Annotated in this window: 17 protein-coding genes; 3 read left to right on the top strand and 14 right to left on the bottom strand. The window is 59.4% G+C overall.

Going from position 1 to position 18,301, the window contains the following annotated elements; genetic code table 11:
- Positions 1-71: 71 nt before the first annotated feature.
- Complete coding sequence (locus VC35_RS08290) at positions 72-1,037, bottom strand: GlxA family transcriptional regulator (RefSeq protein ID WP_046039125.1); 966 nt, start codon at positions 1,035-1,037, stop codon at positions 72-74.
- A 196-nt stretch (positions 1,038-1,233) separates the two neighbouring features.
- Here VC35_RS08290 and VC35_RS08285 point away from each other — a divergent pair, with 196 nt between their 5' ends.
- Positions 1,234-1,875: an HD domain-containing protein gene (locus VC35_RS08285; RefSeq protein ID WP_046039123.1), complete on the top strand. Its 642-nt coding sequence runs from the start codon at positions 1,234-1,236 to the stop codon at positions 1,873-1,875.
- A 142-nt stretch (positions 1,876-2,017) separates the two neighbouring features.
- Here the strand turns inward: VC35_RS08285 and VC35_RS08280 are convergent, their stop codons facing one another.
- From VC35_RS08280 to VC35_RS08250, 7 genes are all read right to left on the bottom strand, one after another.
- Entirely contained in the window at positions 2,018-2,908 is an 891-nt protein-coding gene (locus VC35_RS08280) for an ABC transporter permease subunit (RefSeq protein ID WP_046039121.1), read from the bottom strand.
- The gene (locus tag VC35_RS08275) at positions 2,905-3,786 is read right to left on the bottom strand and encodes an ABC transporter permease subunit (protein WP_185754762.1); all 882 of its coding nucleotides are present in this window, start codon (positions 3,784-3,786) and stop codon (positions 2,905-2,907) included. The genes VC35_RS08280 and VC35_RS08275 overlap by 4 nt, the downstream gene beginning before the upstream one ends.
- A 35-nt stretch (positions 3,787-3,821) precedes the next feature.
- Positions 3,822-4,964 (bottom strand): ABC transporter ATP-binding protein, encoded by a 1,143-nt coding sequence (locus tag VC35_RS08270; protein WP_046039118.1) that lies wholly within the window; start codon positions 4,962-4,964, stop codon positions 3,822-3,824.
- Positions 4,965-5,037: 73 nt separating this feature from the next.
- Complete coding sequence (locus tag VC35_RS08265; RefSeq protein ID WP_046039116.1) at positions 5,038-6,135, bottom strand: polyamine ABC transporter substrate-binding protein; 1,098 nt, start codon at positions 6,133-6,135, stop codon at positions 5,038-5,040.
- A 188-nt stretch (positions 6,136-6,323) separates the two neighbouring features.
- Positions 6,324-7,436: a polyamine ABC transporter substrate-binding protein gene (locus VC35_RS08260; protein ID WP_046039115.1), complete on the bottom strand. Its 1,113-nt coding sequence runs from the start codon at positions 7,434-7,436 to the stop codon at positions 6,324-6,326.
- A gap of 188 nt (positions 7,437-7,624) precedes the next feature.
- Complete coding sequence (locus VC35_RS08255; protein WP_046039114.1) at positions 7,625-8,989, bottom strand: aspartate aminotransferase family protein; 1,365 nt, start codon at positions 8,987-8,989, stop codon at positions 7,625-7,627.
- A 59-nt stretch (positions 8,990-9,048) separates the two neighbouring features.
- Positions 9,049-10,407 (bottom strand): glutamine synthetase family protein, encoded by a 1,359-nt coding sequence (locus VC35_RS08250; RefSeq protein ID WP_046039112.1) that lies wholly within the window; start codon positions 10,405-10,407, stop codon positions 9,049-9,051.
- Between the two features lie 667 nt (positions 10,408-11,074).
- Here VC35_RS08250 and VC35_RS08245 point away from each other — a divergent pair.
- The gene (locus VC35_RS08245) at positions 11,075-12,451 is read left to right on the top strand and encodes a glutamine synthetase family protein (RefSeq protein ID WP_046039110.1); all 1,377 of its coding nucleotides are present in this window, start codon (positions 11,075-11,077) and stop codon (positions 12,449-12,451) included.
- A 267-nt stretch (positions 12,452-12,718) separates the two neighbouring features.
- Positions 12,719-13,357: a TetR/AcrR family transcriptional regulator gene (locus VC35_RS08240; protein ID WP_046039109.1), complete on the top strand. Its 639-nt coding sequence runs from the start codon at positions 12,719-12,721 to the stop codon at positions 13,355-13,357.
- A 118-nt stretch (positions 13,358-13,475) separates the two neighbouring features.
- On the opposite strand, the gene VC35_RS08235 is transcribed toward VC35_RS08240, so the two are convergent.
- The 6 genes from VC35_RS08235 to ssuE all read right to left on the bottom strand — a co-directional run bounded on the left by VC35_RS08235 (position 13,476) and on the right by ssuE (position 18,157).
- Complete coding sequence (locus tag VC35_RS08235; RefSeq protein WP_007967989.1) at positions 13,476-13,691, bottom strand: TOBE domain-containing protein; 216 nt, start codon at positions 13,689-13,691, stop codon at positions 13,476-13,478.
- A gap of 33 nt (positions 13,692-13,724) precedes the next feature.
- Positions 13,725-14,531 (bottom strand): aliphatic sulfonates ABC transporter ATP-binding protein, encoded by an 807-nt coding sequence (gene ssuB, locus VC35_RS08230; RefSeq protein ID WP_046039105.1) that lies wholly within the window; start codon positions 14,529-14,531, stop codon positions 13,725-13,727.
- The gene (gene ssuC / locus VC35_RS08225; protein WP_046039103.1) at positions 14,528-15,310 is read right to left on the bottom strand and encodes an aliphatic sulfonate ABC transporter permease SsuC; all 783 of its coding nucleotides are present in this window, start codon (positions 15,308-15,310) and stop codon (positions 14,528-14,530) included. Before ssuC ends, ssuB begins: the two co-directional genes overlap by 4 nt.
- Before the next feature lie 8 nt (positions 15,311-15,318).
- Entirely contained in the window at positions 15,319-16,467 is a 1,149-nt protein-coding gene (gene ssuD / locus VC35_RS08220) for an FMNH2-dependent alkanesulfonate monooxygenase (RefSeq protein ID WP_046039102.1), read from the bottom strand.
- A 25-nt stretch (positions 16,468-16,492) separates the two neighbouring features.
- Entirely contained in the window at positions 16,493-17,473 is a 981-nt protein-coding gene (locus tag VC35_RS08215) for a sulfonate ABC transporter substrate-binding protein (RefSeq protein WP_046039101.1), read from the bottom strand.
- A 90-nt stretch (positions 17,474-17,563) separates the two neighbouring features.
- Positions 17,564-18,157, bottom strand: coding sequence for an NADPH-dependent FMN reductase (gene ssuE, locus VC35_RS08210; RefSeq protein ID WP_046039099.1), 594 nt, complete (start codon positions 18,155-18,157; stop codon positions 17,564-17,566).
- Between the last annotated feature and the right edge of the window lie 144 nt (positions 18,158-18,301).

Genomic DNA, 18,301 nt, shown 5'->3' with positions numbered 1-18,301 from the left:
TTGCTGGCTGGACCGGCCCCTGCGCGAGCAGGCTCGCGAAGGGGCCCTCACAGACAACAAAAAATGTCAGCTCAAACCATCGCCGCAAAATTCAACCTGAACTGCTGAGGCGTCACCCCCAATCTACGATTGAACACACTGCGCATGTGCTGGGCATCGCGAAAACCGCATTGATAGGCCACGGTCTTGAGCGGCGCGCGGGTGCTTTCCAGCAGCGTCCTCGCCGCATCGACCCGTGCACGCTCGACAAACTCGGCCGGGGTGATTTTCGCTTCCCTGGCAAACACCCGGGAGAAGTTGCGCGCGCTCATGTTGGCGGCATTGGCCAGGTCGGCGATGGTCAGATCGCCCGTCAGGTTGGCCAACACGTAATGCTGGACCATTGCGACCGCCGAATCCGGTTCGGCGTGGGGCGTAAGGAACGGGCTGAATTGCGATTGCCCGCCCGAACGCTGGGTGAACACCACCAACCGCTTGGCGACATTCAGCGCCACTTCCGGCCCGTGATCCCGGCCCAATAGATACAACGACAGATCGATCCCCGCTGTGACCCCGGCCGAGGTGAACAGCTCGCCATCCTCAACATACAGTCGATCCGCTTCCACCCGAGACGTGGGGCACAACGCCGCCAGATCCGATGCGTCCTGCCAGTGCGTGGTGACCGTGCGCCCCTCCAGCAATCCGGCCCGGGCGAGCATGAACGCGCCGTTGCAGATCGAGCCAAAGCGCGTGGCCCGGGCACAGGCATCGCGCAACCAGCCATCGAATACCCTGCCGAAATCCATGAACGGCAACTGCGGCCCGCCAGCCACCAGCAACAGGTCATACGGCTCCAGCGCTTCGCTGAAATGCCGATGGGCATTGAGTGCCAAACCGTTGGAGCACGCCATCATCCCGCGCTCGACGCCAATCACCTCCAGACGATAGTGATCCTCAGGGGCGAGGAAGCGATTGGCCTCTGAAAACACATCCATGGGGCCGGTGACATCCAGCGACTGGACGCCGGCAAACACCACGATGGCTACGGTTTTACTCATGGTCTGAAAACGCCCTCAATGAATCTGGATCGCCACAGTAAACTCACTAACCCGGTTCAACCCTAGCCAATCCACACGCAACAAGCGAGGTTGGCGCGATATGCACGCTCATTGGCCGGGATCGCAGCCATGGATCGATTGTCCGGTTTCGGGGGCCGGAACAGACTGAAACCCTCATCACGAAGAGGAAAACTCCATGAGCAGCACCATCGCCGGCATCCAGATCCCCGACAGCGCACTGGCCAAGGCCACCACCGAATACATTCGTGACATCGAGTCCGACCTGCTCTACCACCACTCGCGCCGGGTCTTCCTGTTCGGCGCACTGAGCGGTGAGCGCAAGCAACTGGCCTACAACCCGGAGTTGTTGTACGTCGGCGCGATGTTCCATGACCTGGGCCTGGTGCAAGGTCATCGCAGCGACAACGAGCGCTTCGAAGTCGATGGTGCAAACGCGGCAGCGGCGTTCCTCAAGCCCTACGGGTTGAGCGATGACGACATCGAACAGGTCTGGCTATCGATTGCCCTGCACACCACGCCGGGCGTGCCTCAGCACTTGCGGCCCACCGTGGCGCTGGTCACGGCTGGCGTCGAGATGGACGTGCTGGGCATGGACTACGCGGCGTTTTCCAGCGTGCAGCGCGAAGCGGTGGTGCATGCGCATCCACGGGGCGAGGGATTCAAGGAGTGCATCATCTGCGCGTTTGCCGACGGCTTGCGCCATCGTCCGCAGACCACGTTCGGCAATGTGAAAACCGATGTGCTGGTTGATCAGGAGCCGGGGTTCAAGCCGATGAACTTCGTCGAGGTCATCCGCAAATCCCCTTGGGTCGCATAAAACCAATGTAGGAGCGAGCCTGCTCGCGATAGCGGTGTGTCAGGCAACAATTAAGTCGACTGACATTCCGTCATCGCGAGCAGGCTCGCTCCTACATTTTGGACTTGGGTTGAACTCGATAATGAGGTCAATCCGGCATTGCTCAAGCCGCTTCCGGTGCCTGCGCGCGACGCACGTCCGGTTGCTTCCACGAGTCGGCTGCTGCTTCCTCGATCGCCTGCTGGATCGCACGACGACGGCTTTCTTCGGCGCGACGACTGAAGAACCAGACCATGAAGGTCACGATCGACACTGCCAACAGGATCAGGCTGGCCACGGCGTTGATCTCGGGCTTCACGCCCAGACGCACCGCCGAGAACACTTCCATCGGCAGGGTCGTTGAACCCGGGCCCGACACGAAGCTCGCCAACACCAGGTCATCCAGCGACAACGCGAAGGACATCATGCCGCCCGCCGCCAGCGATGGCGCAATCATCGGGATGGTGATCAGGAAGAACACCTTCCACGGCCGTGCACCGAGGTCCATGGCCGCCTCTTCGATGGACAGGTCCAGCTCGCGCAAGCGCGCCGAGACCACCACCGCCACATAGGCCGCACAGAACGTGGTGTGGGCGATCCAGATGGTGACGATACCGCGTTCCTGCGGCCAGCCGATCATCTGCGCCATGGCCACGAACAGCAGCAACAGCGACAGACCGGTGATCACCTCAGGCATCACCAACGGCGCAGTCACCAGGCCACCGAACAGGGTACGGCCCTTGAAGCGGGTAATGCGCGTCAGGACGAACGCCGCCAGTGTACCCAGCGCCACCGCCGCCACCGCCGTGTAGCAGGCGATTTCGAGCGAACGCACCACCGAGCCCATCAGCTGGGTGTTGTCGAGCAGGCCGACGTACCACTTGATCGACCAACCACCCCACACCGTCACCAGCTTGGAGGCATTGAACGAGTAGATCACCAGGATCAGCATCGGCAGGTAGATGAACAACAGACCCAGTACCAGCATCAGGCTGGAGAAACGGAAGCGCTTCATTCTCTACCCTCCATTTCCTTGGCCTGACTGCGGTTGAACAGGATGATCGGCACAATCAGGATCGCCAGCATCACCACCGCCAGGGCAGACGCCACCGGCCAGTCACGGTTGTTAAAGAACTCTTGCCAGAGCACTTTACCGATCATCAGGGTTTCCGGACCGCCGAGCAGTTCCGGGATCACGAACTCGCCCACCACCGGGATGAACACCAGCATTGCGCCTGCGATAATGCCGTTTTTCGACAGCGGCACGGTGATTTTCCAGAAGCTGTTGAACGTGCTCGAACCCAGGTCCGATGCAGCCTCCAACAGGCTATGGTCGTGTTTCACCAGGTTGGCGTACAGCGGCAGAATCATGAACGGCAGGTAGGAATAAACCACGCCGATGTAGACCGCCAGGTTGGTGTTGAGGATCTGCAGCGGTTCGTCGATCCAGCCCATGCTCATCAGGAAACCGTTGAGCAGGCCGTTGTTGCTGAGGATGCCCATCCACGCGTAAACGCGGATCAGGATCGCGGTCCAGGTCGGCATCATGATCAGCAGCACCAGCACCGTCTGCACTTCCTTGCGGGCAACGGAGATACCGTAGGCCATCGGGTAGCCGATCAGCAGGCAAAGGATGGTGCTGAAAAGCGCCATCTTCAACGAGCCGAGATAAGCGGCGATGTACAACTCGTCACCGGCCAGCATCGCGTAGTTGCCCAGGTTAAGCAGCAACTGCAGCTTCTGCTCGGCGTAGCTGTAGATTTCGGTATAGGGCGGAATGGCCACGTCCGCTTCGGCGAAGCTGATCTTCAGAACGATGAAGAACGGCAGCATGAAGAACAGGAACAGCCAGATGAAGGGAACCCCGATGACCATTTGACGGCCACCGGGAATTATTCGATTGAGACGGCGTTTGAGTTTGCGCATGTTCATGAGCGAAGTACCACGCCGCTATCGTCTTCCCAGTACACGTAGACCTGATCACCCCAGGTCGGACGCTGCCCGCGGCGCTCAGCGTTGGCCACGAACGACTGCACCAGCTTGCCGCTTGGCAGTTCGACGTAGAACACCGAGTGCCCGCCCAGGTAGGCGATGTCATGCACCTTGCCGCTGGACCAGTTGTACTGACAGGTCGGCATGTCGGCGGTGACCAGCAGTTTTTCCGGACGGATCGCGTAGGTGACCGACTTGTCCTGCACCGAAGTGCTGATGCCGTGGCCGACGTAGATCTGGCGATCCAGGTCTTTGCAGGTAATGATCGCGTGGCCTTCGGCGTCGTCGATCACTTCGCCTTCGAAGATGTTCACGTTACCGATGAATTCGCAGACCAGGCGACTGGTCGGGGTTTCGTAGATGTCGATCGGGCTGCCGATCTGGGCGATCCAGCCCAGGTGCATGATCGCGATGCGCTCGGCCATGGTCATGGCCTCTTCCTGGTCGTGGGTCACCATGACGCAGGTCACGCCGACGCGCTCGATGATCTCCACCAGCTCCAGCTGCATTTGCGAACGCAGCTTCTTGTCCAGTGCACCCATCGGTTCGTCGAGTAGCAGCAGCTTCGGACGCTTGGCCAGGGAACGGGCCAAGGCCACACGCTGACGCTGACCACCGGACAACTGATGCGGCTTGCGCTTGGCGTACTGGCTCATCTGTACCAGCTTGAGCATGTCGGCCACGCGGGCGTCGACTTCAGCGGCCGGGATCTTGTCCTGCTTGAGGCCGAAGGCGATGTTCTGCGCCACGGTCATGTGCGGGAACAAGGCGTAGGACTGGAACATCATGTTGATCGGCCGCTCGTAGGGCGGCATGTCAGTGATGTCTACGCCATCGAGGAAAATGCGTCCCTCCGTGGGCCGTTCGAAACCTGCGAGCATGCGCAGCAAAGTGGATTTGCCCGATCCCGAACCGCCGAGCAGGGCGAAAATTTCGCCTTTCTTGATTTCCAGGGACACATCGTCCACGGCAATCGTCTCGTCGAACTTCTTCGTGACCCGGTCGATTTTGACCAGCACCTGTTTAGGTTGCTGGTCGCCCTCGAGGGCTTTCTTATAGGCGCCGGAGGCAACTGCCATTTACGAAACTCCCAGAAAAAAAGAGTGCAGTTCGCTCAAGGTGAGCCAACCTTGGATAGTTTGAGCCTTGAAGCTATTTACCCGACTTGACCTTGGTCCAGCTGCGGGTCATCAAACGTTGAATATTCGGTGGTAACTCGACCGACACGTAGGTCTTGTCGAGCACCTCTTGCGGTGGATAGACCGCTTCGTCGGTGCGAATGGACTGTTCCATCAGTTTGTCCGACCCCGGGTTGGGGTTGGCATAGCCGACGTAATCACTGACCTGGGCAATTACCTCAGGCTTCAGCAAATAGTTGATGAAGGCGTGGGCCTGCTTGACGTTGGCCGAGTCCTTCGGAATCGCCAGCATGTCGAACCAGAGCGCGCCGCCCTCTTTCGGAATCGAGTAGGCGATGTTCACGCCTTTCTTGGCTTCTTCGGCGCGGTGCTTGGCCTGGAAGATGTCGCCGGAGAAACCGATCGCCACGCAGATGTCGCCGTTGGCCAGATCCGCGATGTACTTGGAGGAGTGGAAGTAGGTCACATAAGGCCGCACTGCGAGCAACTTATCTTCGGCCTTTTTGTAATCTTCAGGGTTGGTGCTGTTGGCATTCAGGCCCATGTAGTTGAGCACTGTCGGCATCATTTCATCGGCGGAATCGAGGAACGCGACGCCACAGCTGTGCAGTTTCTTGATGTTTTCCGGCTCGAACAAAACGCCCCAGGAGTCGATCTTGTCGACGCCCAGCACAGCCTTGACCTTGTCGACGTTGTAACCGATGCCGTTGGTGCCCCACAGGTACGGCACGGCGTACAGGTTGCCCGGATCGTTCTGCTCAAGGCGCTTGAGCAGCACCGGGTCGAGGTTCGAATAGTTCGGCAGCTGCGACTTGTCGAGCTTCTGGAATGCCCCGGCCTTGATCTGTTTGCCGAGGAAGTGGTTCGACGGCACGACCACGTCGTAGCCGGTACGCCCGGCCAGCAATTTACCTTCCAGGGTTTCGTTGGAATCGAAGACGTCATAAACCGGCTTGATACCGGTCTCTTTCTGGAAATCGGCCAGGGTGGTCTCGCCGATGTAGTCCGACCAGTTATAAATATGCACAGTACCGGCGGCCTGGACACTGACAGCAATCGTCAGCCCGGCACCCACCAGCATGGCATTGCGCAACAAAGAAAAAATAGGCAAGTGGAGGTCCTCTGAAATTAGTTGGGCCCAAGTTGCCCCGCGCTACATGACAACCGTGGTTGCCCGGCAACAAAACCGGCGCGCAACTTACCCTCGAAAAACCGTTCCAGCAAAACTTTCTGTCATTTAATTACACCTGTTGTCGCCACCGCGCGGGTGGCGACAACAGGTTGTTGAATCAAACCGGCTTATTTACCGGATTTGATCTTGGTCCAGCTGCGGGTCATGATCCGCTGGGTCGCGGCCGGCAAGTCGGCAATTGCGTACAGCTTGGCCAACACGTCCGCAGGTGGGTAAACGCCCGGGTCGCTGGTGATGTCTTTATCCACCAGTGGAGTGGCAGCCGCGTTACCGTTCGGGAAACGCACGGCGTTGGTGATTTCAGCCATGATTTCCGGCTTCTGCAGGAAGGTCATGAACTTGTAGGCGCCTTCGACGTTTTCGGCATCTTTAGGGATGGCGACCATGTCGTAGAAGCTGCCTGCACCTTCTTTCGGAATGTTGTAGCTGACTTTCACCTTGTCACCGGCTTCAGCAGCACGGGACTTGGCCTGGTAAATGTCACCCGAGTAACCCACGGCCACGCAGATGTTGCCGTTTGCGAGGTCGGAGATGTACTTGGACGAGTGGAAGTAGGCGATCGAAGGACGGACCTTCATGATCAGCGCTTCAGCCTTGTCGATGTCTTCTTTCTTCTGGCTGTCGGTTGGCAGGCCCAGATAGTGCAACGCCACCGGAATCATCTCGGTTGGCGAGTCCAGCAGGCTGATACCGCACGATTTCAACTTGGCGGCGTTTTCAGGCTTGAAGATCAGGTCCCAGGAATCGACCGGTGCGTCGGCACCCAGTGCAGCCTTGACCTTCTCGGCGTTGAAGCCGATACCGATCGAACCCCACATGTACGGGAAGGCGTGCTCGTTGCCCGGGTCGCTCACGGAAACAGCCTTGAGCAGGTCGGTGTTCAGGTTTTTCCAGTTAGGCAGCTTGGACTTGTCCAGCTTCTGGTAGACGCCGGCCTTGATCTGCTTGGCCAGGAAGTTGTTCGACGGTACAACGATGTCGTAACCGGACTTGCCAGCCAGCAACTTGGCTTCCAGGGTTTCGTTGCTGTCGAAGACGTCATAGACAACCTTGATGCCCGACTCGTCTTCAAACTTCTTGACGGTGTCCGGTGCGATGTAGTCGGACCAGTTGTACACGTGCAGTACTTTGTCATCGGCCTGAACCGCGCCCGCCATCAAACCCATCACGGACATGGCAAGCAGAGTCTTGCCAGCGAGCTTTTTACCTAGTGCCTTCATGCGTAATGCTCCAAATTTTTCTTTTTTGAACCACTTGTTCAGCGACCGAACCCGGGCAACTGGAACCGCGGCTAGTCTGGCAAGATCCACATCGGTCTTTCAAGGAAACGGCCATGCTTTCTGACAGTTCTGAGCGAAAGTTCCTACTACATATGTAGAACTTTGGACTTCCGCTCAGAGCCTAGCACTTAGCCCTGCAATGCACTCAGGGTCAGGTCAAGACACTTGCGAGCCTTGGTCACCAGCTCATCGATTTCCGCCGGTGTAATCACCAGTGGCGGAGCGATGATCATGGTGTCGCCGACGGCGCGCATGATCAGGCCGTTATCGAAGCAGAACTGGCGGCAGATCATGCCGACGCCCTTGCCTTCGTAACGCTTGCGCGTGGCCTTGTCCTGGACCAGTTCGATGGCCCCCAACAGACCCACCCCACGAACTTCACCCACCAGCGGGTGATCGTTCAGTTCCCGCAGACGCTTCTGCAAATACGGTGCCGTTTCTGACTTCACGCGCTCGACAATTTTTTCGTCGCGCAGGATACGGATGTTTTCCAGCCCCACAGCCGCCGCCACCGGGTGCCCGGAGTAGGTGAAACCGTGGTTGAAGTCGCCGCCTTCGTTGAGCACGTCCACCACTTCATCACGCACGATCAGGCCGCCCATCGGGATGTAGCCCGAGGTCAGGCCCTTGGCGATGGTCATCATGTCGGGCTTGAGGTCGTAGAAATCGGCACCGAACCACTCACCGGTACGTCCGAAACCGCAAATCACTTCGTCAGCCACGAACAGGATGTCGTACTTGGCGAGGATTTCCTTGATGCGCGGCCAGTAGGTCTCTGGCGGAATGATCACGCCACCGGCACCCTGGATCGGCTCGGCAATAAAGGCGCCGACGTTGTCGACGCCGACTTCCAGAATCTTTTCTTCCAGCTGATTGGCCGCCCATATACCGAATTCTTCCGGGGTCATGTCGCCGCCTTCGGCGAACCAGTACGGCTGGGCAATGTGAACGATGCCCGGGATCGGCAAGTCGCCCTGTTCGTGCATGTACGTCATGCCACCCAGGCTCGCGCCGGCCACGGTGGAACCGTGATAGCCGTTCTTGCGGCTGATGATGACTTTCTTGTTCGGCTGGCCCTTGATCGCCCAGTAGTGACGAACCATACGCAGCATGGTGTCGTTGCCTTCGGAGCCGGAACCGGTGAAGAACACATGGTTCATGCCTTGCGGCGCGATGTCGGCGATGGCCTTGGCCAGCTCCAGTACCGGCGGGTGCGCGGTCTGGAAGAACAGGTTGTAGTACGGCAGTTCGCGCATCTGTTTGCTGGCGGCATCGGCCAGTTCATCGCGACCATAACCAATCGCTACACACCACAGGCCGGCCATGCCGTCGAGGATCTTGTTGCCTTCGCTGTCCCAGAGATAAACACCCTTGGCGTTGGTGATGATCCGCGGGCCTTTCTCTTTCAGCTGCTTGAAGTCGCTGAACGGAGCCAGGTGGTGATCATTGCTCAGGGTTTGCCATTCACGGGTTTGCGGATTGTTGCTGGTCATACGAATCTCCTAAAAAAATCAGGTGAAGGCGCCGCCAGACAGCGGCGACGCCCGGCGTATCAGACGGCAAAGAGCAGGAATTCCCTTTCCCACGAACTGATCACGCGCTTGAAGTTTTCATGCTCGGCCCGCTTGACCGCGACGTAGCCAGTGATGAAATTTTTGCCCAGGTACCGCTCGACGGTTGCGCTGTTTTCCATGCGTTCCAGCGCGTCTTCGATGGTCAGCGGCAGGCGCAGGTTGCGGCGTTCATAGCCACGTCCCACCACCGGCGCGCTCGGGTTCAGGCCTTCGACCATGCCGATGTAACCGCAGAGCAGGCTCGCGGCAATCGCCAGGTACGGGTTGGCATCGGCGCCCGGCAGGCGGTTTTCCACCCGACGGTTTTGCGGCCCCGCATCCGGCACCCGCAGGCCCACGGTGCGGTTCTCTTCGCCCCACTCCACGTTCACCGGCGCCGAGGTGTCCGGCAGGAAGCGGCGGAACGAGTTGACGTTGGGTGCGAACAGCGGCAACAGCTCGGGAATGAGTTTCTGCAGGCCACCGATGTGGTGCAGGAACAGCTGGCTCATGGTCCCGTCTTCATTAGAGAAGATGTTCTTGCCGGTCTCGATGTCGATGATGCTCTGGTGCAAGTGCATGGCACTGCCCGGCTCGCCGGTCATCGGCTTGGCCATGAAGGTCGCAGCGACGTTGTGCTTGAGCGCGGCCTCGCGCATGGTGCGCTTGAACACCAGGATCTGGTCGGCCAGGGACAGGGCATCACCGTGACGGAAGTTGATTTCCATCTGCGCCGTGCCGTCCTCGTGGATCAGCGTATCGAGGTCCAGGTCCTGCAGTTCACACCAGTCGTAGACGTCTTCGAACAGCGGATCGAATTCGTTCGCCGCTTCAATGGAGAACGACTGACGACCGGTTTCCGGGCGACCGGAGCGGCCGATCGGCGGCTGCAACGGGTAGTCCGGGTCGTCACTGCGCTTGGTCAGGTAAAACTCCATTTCCGGCGCCACGATCGGCTGCCAGCCTTTGTCGGTATAGAGTTTCAGGACTTTCTTGAGCACGTTGCGCGGCGACAACTCGATCGGGTTGCCTTGCTTGTCGTAGGTATCGTGGATGACGATGGCGGTCGGCTCGATGGCCCACGGCACCAGGTACACCGCGCTCTGGTCGGGGCGGCAGATCATGTCGATGTCGGCCGGGTCGAGCAGTTCGTAATAGATGTCGTCTTCGACGTAATCGCCGGTCACTGTCTGCAACAGCACGCTTTCTGGCAGACGCATGCCTTTTTCGGCGATGAATTTGTTGGTCGGCGAAATCTTGCCCCGGGTAATCCCGGTCAAGTCGGCGATCATGCATTCGACTTCTGTGATCTTGTGGTTTTTCAACCAATCGGTGAGCTGGTCGAGGTTGTTACTCATAAATGCCTCTAGGCTTGAGTTGTCCGACCCTTTTAAGGTCAGGCGTTGTTTGACGCATCGGCGTCGCGTTGTAGAGCGTTTGCGCGGCAGATTATCGTGCTTGCCGACACGGCTGCAGAGGCCGGGCGTGCAGAATCGCGAGCGGTGCCCTGAACGATGGTCAGGCCGCTATTGTGAATCGGTTCTATATTGAATGGAGTAACCGTAATGGGGGTGCCATCGCGACCGTCCAGAATATCGGACGGGGACGGTCGAACCGTCACGGATGGGAGGATCACCAGAACCGCTGAGGCCACGGAACGGACGGACGTGTCATCACTGATGTGATTAACATGCCGACCGACCTGTCTTGAGCAGTCGGTGACGCCGATTATCGGCAGGCGAGACATGAAGCACCCCGGTATTATTGCTGTTATGGGTTTGATTCGAGCTTAGCCTTGTTCATTTTTTTACACAACACCCCCGTAAAAAATACAACACGGCCCGCTCAAGCCTGCGGGCGCCATAGAGGTCAAGGGCATAAAAACGCCCCAAAGTGCCTCAAAAAAGCCACACGGGCGCTTTTTTAGGGCAAAAAAGGCCTCGCTTGACTTCGGCATGCCGTTCGGGTTGACTGGAATCTGAAAAGATCAATGATTGATATTTTTAACAACAAAGGTGTTGCATCATGTCGGTACCCCCGCGTGCCGTTCAGCTTAACGAAGCGAACGCGTTCCTTAAGGAACATCCTGAGGTTCTGTACGTTGACCTTCTGATTGCGGATATGAATGGTGTGGTGCGCGGCAAGCGCATTGAACGCACCAGCCTCCACAAGGTTTACGAGAAAGGCATCAACCTGCCGGCCTCTTTATTTGCTCTGGATATCAATGGCTCGACGGTGGAAAGCACCGGCCTGGGCCTGGACATCGGTGATGCTGACCGAATCTGCTATCCAATCCCCGATACCCTATGCAATGAGCCATGGCAGAAGCGCCCGACCGCGCAACTGCTGATGACCATGCACGAACTCGAAGGCGAGCCATTCTTCGCCGACCCGCGTGAAGTGCTGGCCAATGTGGTACGCAAGTTCGACGAAATGGGCCTGACCATCTGCGCCGCGTTCGAACTGGAGTTCTACCTGATCGACCAGGAGAACGTGAACGGTCGTCCGCAACCACCTCGCTCGCCGGTTTCCGGCAAACGTCCGCACTCGACTCAGGTCTACCTGATCGACGACCTCGACGAATACGTCGACTGCCTCCAGGACATTCTGGAAGGTGCAAAAGAGCAAGGTATTCCGGCCGACGCCATCGTCAAGGAAAGTGCCCCGGCGCAGTTCGAAGTGAACCTGCACCACGTGGCTGACCCGATCAAGGCCTGCGACTACGCGGTCCTGCTCAAGCGCCTGATCAAGAACATCGCCTACGACCATGAAATGGACACCACCTTCATGGCCAAGCCTTACCCAGGCCAGGCGGGTAATGGTCTGCACGTGCACATCTCGATTCTCGACAAAGACGGCAAGAACATTTTTGCCAGTGAGGATCCCGAGCAGAACGCCGCACTGCGTCACGCGATCGGCGGTGTGCTCGAGACCCTACCGGCGCAGATGGCCTTCCTCTGCCCGAACGTCAACTCCTACCGTCGTTTCGGCGCACAGTTCTACGTGCCGAACTCGCCGTGCTGGGGCCTGGATAACCGCACGGTGGCGATTCGCGTTCCGACCGGTTCCTCCGACGCCGTGCGCATCGAGCATCGTGTAGCCGGCGCCGATGCCAACCCGTACCTGCTGATGGCTTCGGTCCTGGCAGGGGTGCACCACGGTCTGACCAATCAGATCGAGCCTGGCGCCCCAGTGGAAGGCAACAGCTACGAGCAGAACGAGCAGAGCCTGCCGAACAACCTGCGCGATGCACTGCGCGAGCTGGACGACAGCGAAGTCATGGCCAAGTACATCGATCCGAAATACATCGATATCTTCGTGGCCTGTAAAGAGAGCGAGCTGGAGGAGTTCGAACACTCCATCTCCGACCTCGAGTACAACTGGTACCTGCATACCGTGTAAGCGGTTGCAGTAGTGAAGAAACGCCGCCGGCCTCATAGCCTGCGGCGTTTTTTTATGGCCAACATCAATCCCTGTGGCGAGGGAGCTTGCTCCCGCTGGAGGCCGAAGGACTCCCTCTAATCCGCGAGACGGTTCTATCAGGTGCACCGCATTTACCGGTTTTAGGGCCGCTTCGCGACCCAGCGCGAGCAAGCTCCCTCGCCACAGGGGGATATGGAACATCTGCCCGCTCTGCGTACAATGCCCGCTGCCCCGCAGGAGACTCCAATGACACGCGTAGCCACCCCCCGCAAACCCCGCGCAACCAGCCAGGCCCGGATCGATTCGATACTCGATGCGGCCCGCACGCTGTTGGCCGCCGAGGGCGTGGCCAGTCTGTCGATCTACAGCGTCGCCGAGCGCGCGGAGATTCCGCCCTCCTCGGTCTACCACTTCTTCGCCAGCGTGCCGGCGTTGCTTGAAGCCTTGACCGCTGACGTCCACGCGGCCTTCCGCGCCTGCCTGCAAGCCCCCATCGATCACCTCGCCTTGGATGGCTGGCGCGATCTGTCGCGACTGGTGGAACAACGCATGCTCGACATCTACGCCGAGGACGCCGCGGCCCGCCAACTCATTCTGGCCCAGCATGGTCTGACCGAAGTCACCCAAGCCGACCGCCAGCACGACATCGAGCTGGGCGACCTGATGCACAAGCTGTTCGACCATCACTTCGAGCTGCCGACATTGCCGAGTGATGTCGATGTGTTCGCCCTGGCCATGGAACTGGGCGACCGGGTGTATGCGCGCTCGGTGCAGCAACACGGGCAGATTACGCCGCGCATGGCAGAGGAAGGGATGCGGGTGTTTGATGCTTATGTGGGGTTGTATTTGCCACCGTATTTGCCCAAGCGCAGCATTCCATCCTGATTTCTTGATTGGCCTACTGGCCTGCTCGCGAAGGCGGCACCACCGATCTCAATGAATCACACGCACAAAAAACCCCGAAGGGCTCAAACCCTTCGGGGTTGTTGTTTACGCATTCGCCTTACAACTTGGCGATCGACACCTCGGTGGATTTCACAAACGCGATCACTTCACTGCCCACCGCCAGCTCCAGCTCTTTCACCGAGCGCGTGGTGATCACTGAGGTGACGATGCCGGACGCGGTCTGCACGTCGATTTCCGACAGCACGTCGCCCAGGACGATTTCCTTGATGGAGCCTTTGAACTGGTTGCGAACGTTGATGGCCTTGATAGTCATGATGTTGATTCCTGTCGTTGGGTAAGACTTGAGTTATTGAGCCCAGCGCAATTGCGTAGGCAAGGGTGAAACAGGTTCCGGTTCCGGTGGTTGGCCGGGCAGCGCCAGCACGCGATTGAGGACTTCGGTTTCCAGCGCCGCCAGCCGATGGGAACCGCGCACCCGAGGGCGCGGCAGTTCCACGTGCAGGTCGAGGCCGACTTCGCCGTCTTCGATCAGGATCACCCGATCGGCAATCGCCACGGCTTCACTGACGTCATGGGTCACCAGCAACACCGTGAAACCGTGCTGTTGCCAGAGCCGTTCGATCAGTTGCTGCATTTCAATTCGGGTCAGGGCATCCAGCGCCCCCAAGGGTTCATCGAGCAACAACAGGCGCGGCTGATGAATCAACGCACGGGCCAATGCCACGCGTTGCTTCTGTCCACCGGACAGCGCAGCCGGCCACTCGTGGGCGCGATCGGCCAGGCCCACCGCTTCCAAGGCTTCAAGCGCTTGCGGCCGCCAGTTGCCCTTAAGGCCCAGACCGACGTTGTCGATGATCTTTTTCCAGGGCAGCAAACGCGCTTCCTGGAACATCAGCCGCGTGTCCTCCCGCGCATCACTCAATGGCGCGGCACCGGCGAGCAACTCACCGCCAGTTGGTTGATCGAGGCCTGCGAGCAAGCGCAGCAAGGTACTTTTGCCGCAGCCACTGCGACCGACCACAGCGACAAACTGGCCAGCCGGAATGTGCAGGTCGATCTCGCGCAGCACCTGCCGCGAGCCGAAGGTTTTTTGCAGCTTGCGCACCGCCAGCGGAATGCCGCGCAGCAGGCGTGGAGGTTGCTCGGCGATCATGCTGCACCTCCCTTGGCAACCTGATAGGCCGGGTGCCAGCGCAGCCACACTCGTTCAAGTCCACGGGCCGCGAGGTCGGCCAGTTTGCCGAGCACCGCGTACAACAGAATCGCCAGCACCACCACGTCAGTCTGCAAAAACTCCCGGGCATTCATTGCCAGGTAGCCGATGCCGGAACTCGCGGAAATGGTTTCCGCCACAATCAACGTCAGCCACATGAAGCCCAGCGCGAAGCGCACGCCGACCAGTATCGAAGGCAGCGCCCCCGGCAGAATCACCTGCCAGAACAGGCTGAAACCGCTCAGTCCATAGCTGCGCGCCATCTCCACCAACGCCGGGTCGACGTTGCGGATGCCGTGATAGGTGTTGAGGTAGATCGGGAACAAGGTGCCCAGCGCCACCAGGAAAATCTTCGCCGACTCGTCGATGCCGAACCACAGGATCACCAGTGGAATCAGCGCCAGGTGCGGCACGTTGCGGATCATCTGCACCGAACTGTCGAGCAGGCGTTCGCCCCACTTCGACAGGCCGGTGATGAAGCCAAGGGTCAGGCCAATGCCACCACCGATGGTGAAGCCCAGCGCGGCGCGCCAGCCACTGATCGCCAGGTGCGTCCAGATTTCGCCGCTACGCACCAGGCTCACACCGGCCTCGATGACGGCGATGGGGGCCGGCAGGATCCTTGTCGACAACCAACCCGCCGACACACTCAACTGCCATACCGCCAACAGCAACACCGGCAACGCCCAGGGCGCCAGGCTGTGGATGAATTTGTTCATGGCGCGCCTCAGCTCTGGGACGCGGCTTTGGGCAGAATATCGTTGGCGACCATCTCGCCGAACGGGCTGACGTAACCGGCGCTTTTCGGCAGTTCAGGACGCTCGACATCGAGATGCGGGAACAGCAGCTCGGCCACCCGGTACGACTCTTCCAGGTGTGGATAACCGGAGAAGATGAAGGTATCGATGCCCAGGTCCGCGTACTCCTTCACGCGGGCGGCCACGGTCGGACCATCGCCCACCAGCGCCGTACCGGCACCGCCGCGCACAAGACCGACGCCGGCCCACAGGTTAGGACTGACTTCCAGATTCTCGCGGTTGCCGCCATGCAATGCGGCCATGCGTTGCTGACCGACCGAATCGAAACGCGCCAGTGAAGCCTGGGCACGAGCGATAGTCTCGTTGTCGAGATGGGAGATCAGCCGATCCGCGGCTTTCCAGGCTTCATCGTTGGTTTCACGCACGATCACGTGCAGGCGAATGCCGAAGCGCACGGTGCGTCCGAGCTTGGCGGCCTTGGCTCGGACCTGTTCGATTTTTTCCGCGACGGCGGCCGGTGGTTCGCCCCAGGTCAGGACCATTTCCACCTGTTCGGCGGCCAGGTCTTGTGCAGCGTCCGAAGAACCACCGAAGTACAGCGGCGGACGCGGTTGCTGGATCGGCGGATAGAGCAATTTCGCCCCTTTCACGCTGATGTGCTGGCCGTCGTAATCGACGGTTTCGCCTTCCAGCACCCGGCGCCAGATGCGGGTGAATTCCACCGAGGCCTGATAGCGCTCTTCGTGGCTCAGGAACAGACCATCGCCCGCCAACTCTTCCGGATCACCGCCCGTCACCAGGTTGAACAACGCACGACCACCAGACAGTCGATCCAGGGTTGCCGCCTGACGCGCCGCCACCGTCGGGGAAATGATCCCGGGGCGCAGGGCAACCAGGAACTTCAAGCGCTGGGTCACAGGAATCAGCGATGCCGCCACCAGCCACGAGTCTTCGCAGGAACGCCCGGTAGGGATCAGTACCCCGCCAAAACCCAGGCGGTCAGCGGCTTGCGCGACTTGTTGCAGGTAACCGTGGTCAACGGCGCGTGCGCCTTCGGCGGTGCCAAGGTAATGGCCGTCGCCGTGGGTAGGCAGGAACCAGAAAATATTGAGGCTCATGGAGTGGTCTCCTTGGGGAAACGATTTATTGGGCTTTGGTTACTGAGCTTTGGGCAACGGCAGCCGGCGGCGTCCAGATCACGTCTTTGATGCTCAACTGCTTGGGAATCAGCTTGAGCTGGTAGAAGCTGTCGGCGATTTTCTGCTGCGCCGCGACCACTTCCGGGGTGAGGAACAGCGCGCCATAGCCCTGGCGTTTCACCGAGGTCAGGGTGATGTCCGCTGGCAGGCCGAGCAGCGGTGAAACCTGTTGGGTCACCTCTTGCGGATTAGCCTTGGACCACTCGCCCACCGCGCGCACTTCTTCCACCAGGGTCTTGATCACCTCGGGGTTTTTTTGCGCGTAAGGTTTGGTCGCCAGGTAGAACTGATGGTTGTCGACGATGCCCTGACCATCACGCAGGGTGCGCGCTTGCAGCTGTTGTTCGGCGGCGGCCTGGTACGGGTCCCAGATCACCCAGGCGTCGACGCTGCCCCGCTCGAACGCGGCGCGGGCATCGGCTGGCGGCAGGAATACGGTCTGGATGTCGGTGTACTTGAGGCCGGCGTCTTCCAGCGCACGCACCAGCAGGTAGTGCACGTTGGAGCCCTTGTTGAGCACGACTTTCTTGCCCTTGAGGTCCGCCACCGACTTGATCGCCGAGTCATTCGGCACCAGGATCGCCTCACTGTGCGGCGCTGGCGGTTCATAGGCGACGTAGAGCAAATCGGCACCGGCCGCTTGAGCGAACACGGGCGGCGTCTCACCGGTGACGCCGAAGTCGATGGAGCCGACGTTCAGGCCTTCGAGCAGTTGCGGGCCGCCGGGGAATTCAGTCCATTGCACGTCCACGCCTTGGGCGGCGAGGCGTTTTTCCAGGGTGCCCTTGGCTTTGAGCAGCACCAGGGTGCCGTATTTCTGATAGCCGATTCGTAATGTCTCGGCTTGAGCTTGAGTAATGGCGCCGAAGGTGACAGCCGCAGCAAACAGAGCGACCAGACCACGACGCAAAATGACAGGGCGCATGGCGCTCTCCTTTTTGCAGTTGGGTTTTGGCTGCACCTGCTTGCCCGTTGGCGGGCGAGTAAGGCCAGTACTTCAATTTTTTGGTGAGGCTCAAATGCTCCAGCGAGCACTCAACAAGCGATCATTCAACAGGTTCGGATCGAGCGGCTTGGGCCGTCGCGCCATGGCGCTGAAAAACAGCTCCAGCGATTCATTCAGTCGTTGTTCCAGCTCCGGCGCCAACTGCGCCAGGGCGCTGCCTTCGCCGTAGGCGATCTGGCTGTCGACGGCGAAAATCCCTTGCAGCATTTCCTGGGCCTTCAATGCCGACAGCACCGGCTTGAGCGCGTAATCCACCGCCAGCATGTGAGCGATGCTGCCGCCAGTGGCCATCGGCAAAACCACCTTGTGGCTCAAGGCGCGTTCGGGCAGCAGATCCAGCACGACTTTCAGTGCTCCGGAAAACGATGCCTTGTAAACCGGTGTGGCGATCAGTAGGCCATCGGCGCTTTCAATCTGTTGCAGCAGGTCGATCACCTTGGGGCTGTCGAAGCGTGCGTGCAGCAAGTCCTCGGCCGGGAAGTCCCGCACCTGATAACTCACCACTTCCACGCCCTGCCCTTGCAACCAACGCTGGGAGCGATCCAGCAGCACCCCGGAACGAGAGCGCTGACTGGGACTGCCACCGAGTGAGACAACCAACATTCAGACGATTCCTTGCACGGTGTTGGCGATTCGCGGCTTGCGATCTCGCTTCGATAGAGTGACCTTAACAGCTGATTTATATATCCATAAATCATATTTATTCATTTGGTTATTCGTTAAAGAAATATGAAAATCGGTTTCTTC

The sequence above is a fragment of the Pseudomonas fluorescens genome, from assembly GCF_000967965.1.
GTDB lineage: Bacteria > Pseudomonadota > Gammaproteobacteria > Pseudomonadales > Pseudomonadaceae > Aquipseudomonas > Aquipseudomonas grandcourensis.
This window is presented reverse-complemented; position numbering and strand designations above follow the sequence as displayed.